General features: G+C 28.8%; 2 protein-coding genes. Both read right to left on the bottom strand.

Features of this window, described 5'->3' with window-relative positions; translation table 11 throughout:
• The coding region (locus KQA_RS0218090; protein WP_010183047.1) for a FecR domain-containing protein at nt 1-480 on the bottom strand (480 nt) is incomplete at its 3' end.
• A 142-nt stretch (nt 481-622) separates the two neighbouring features.
• A partial coding sequence (locus KQA_RS0218085) for a TonB-dependent receptor plug domain-containing protein (protein ID WP_010183046.1) occupies nt 623-2,712 on the bottom strand: 2,090 nt, incomplete at its 5' end.

Here is a 2,712-nt window from a genome sequence, read left to right as displayed (position 1 = left end):
TGGTATTCTTTTCACTTTATAACCGAGTGACTCAATACTTAGGGTATCATTTATACTTACATCACTCAATAGAAAGTAACCATTGGCACTTGTTATGGTTTTTATATCCTTTTGTATGTTACTAATCCTTGCTCCTACGATAGGTTTTTGTAGTACTACATCTTTTAAATAACCACATACGTACACCTTATTTAAATGTTTTATTACATAATAACGCTCATCTATTTTTTTAAAATTAAAATGTAATTGTCGTTGTAAATCAACTAGTGTTTGAGCTAATGTAGGATGCTTTAAGTTAAGGCTAACAACTGTGTTTTCGATGCTTTCGGAGTTATAGGAGAACTTTACTCCATAAACCTCCTCTAACTTATTGATAACAATCATAAGTTTTTCATCCGTAAACTTTAAAACTTCAGGCGTTTTTTGTGCAAAAATAGAATGAAAAATAAAAATAATAGAAAAAAATAGAATTACCCTCATACTAATCAATAGCTTTTCTCATCATTCTTAACCTAAAAAACAAAAAAATAGTATTCATACTTTATTTATTCTCATTAATTCCCATTTTTTAAACATCACTTACCTACATATATTTTTTAACAAGCACTACTTTGCATATTTTTTAAAAATTAAAACGCAAAAATACATTTGGTGTTATACCCAATGATTCTGTTCTTAACACTCTTAATAGATTTCGATCAAATTCTTCTGGATCTATTTCTAAATCAGTATAATTAATAGCTAAAATATTTTTTTTGTTATATAAATTTTGGACTCCTAATCCAATTTTAAAATTTTTAGTTGGATCATTTTTTTTAAATAAAAATGAATAATTTAAAGAAAAATCTAACCGATGATAATCTGGCAAACGCTCAGAGTTTAGCAAATCTATCTCCGCGATTGCATCCCCGTCAAAACTTTTGATTATTGTAAATGGAATTCCTGTTTTATATTTCCAACCTAATGAAAATTGAAACTTTTTCCATTTTAAAAAATTTGATATCATAATTGAATGGGTAATATCATTATTCGCATTAAAAAATTTATTCTCATTAATGTTGTTAAATCGTTGATCATTTTGGGCATAAGTATAGCTTAACCATATGGAATAATTTTGTATTTTCTTCTTTAATAAAACATCAATTCCTTTGATTATCCCCTCTCCTTCTTCGGGTGTATCAAACACATTAAATTGTCTTGTATTAAAAGCGCTCAATCCTTTTAATTCTTTATAGTAACTATCAATATCAACTACCCAATTTTTCTTTTTAAATAATACCCCCAATGTAACCTGTTTACTCTTTACCAAAGGAATACTATCTTGTATTGAAGGCAACCACACTTCTGCCTCTTCTCCTATTTCATTCCCCGTAAAAATTTCTATTCTATTAATCGCTTGATTTTTTATTTCGGCACTAGTTTTTATTCTAAAATTTTGATGTACTACTTTTTCGACGTACAATCTGGGTTCTATTTTAATTTTATCAAAATTCGCAAATTTATTTAGCCTAATTCCAAAATCAAAATGCGTAGCTTTTGTTTTATTATATGTCAACTGACTGTAAATTGAGTGAGCAGGCTTGTTTTTATAGTCTCCTTTAAATCTTCCAAAAACACCATCAGTAATGGCATAATTAATACGTTTACTTGATAATTCATAGCCACAACTTAAGGTTAATAACTTTTTTAATTTATAGCTTGATTTAAAAGATACAGACACATCATCAACTTCATTTTGTCTTTCTAATAAATGTGGAAAAAAAAATACTGGACTATAACTAAAACCAAAGTACTCTAATGAATAATTAGAGTAACTAAAAGATAATTTTGTATCTAGTTTGGAATTCCAACCACTACTTAATGATAATGAAGTTCCTAAATTCTTTATTGTTAAAAAATCAATAAATGGTTCTTCAAAAGGAAAGCCGTCGAGAATAGCATCAAACGCATCCTTTAAAGTGTTGTTCGTATATAGAAATGTACTTGTTAACTTATGATTTTGTGCTATTTGATATAAGAGTTTTGCCGTATAATCCTCAAAAACTATAGATTGATTGTTTACTCCATTGGGAGTGGTCTCAAATACATCTCGAATAATTTTTGTTCTCGAATTTTGAAATATTCTTGAGAAATTATTATCGAATGTGCTTGTTTGAACCACATCGGTTATCGATCTCCGACCAGAAACTATGAATCCTATTTTTTTAGAAAATGGGGTTTTTATAGCAAAATCCGTAGACAACATATTAAACCCAAATGATTTGCTCGATTTTTCGGGTACGCTATCATCTAATTTAATATCTATGACTCCCGAAACTCTATTTCCATACTGAGCACTTGTACCACTTTTATAAATAGTAACATTATCAATAATGGTACTGTTTAAATTTGTAAGTGTTCCAAAAAAATGATCTGTATTGTATAACTTAATATCATCCCAGAGTACCAAATTTTGATCGGGAGTACCACCTCTAATTAAAATATCCGAAGCATTTTCCGATACATTATCAATACCTGGAAGTAGTTGAGTGCTCTGCAATACGTCGGGTTCGGCTTGACCTGCTAGTATGTCTGCTTTTTTAAGGTCAAAATGTACAGTGCCATCATTTTTTAACGATACCCCCGATGATAAATATTCTTTTATAACCACCTCGTTTAATAAGTGTAATTTTTCTTCTAAAAAATGATCTGCACACTTTTTAAAAAATGTAT

The organism is Aquimarina agarilytica ZC1 (assembly GCF_000255455.1).
Classification (GTDB): domain Bacteria; phylum Bacteroidota; class Bacteroidia; order Flavobacteriales; family Flavobacteriaceae; genus Aquimarina; species Aquimarina agarilytica.
This window is presented reverse-complemented; position numbering and strand designations above follow the sequence as displayed.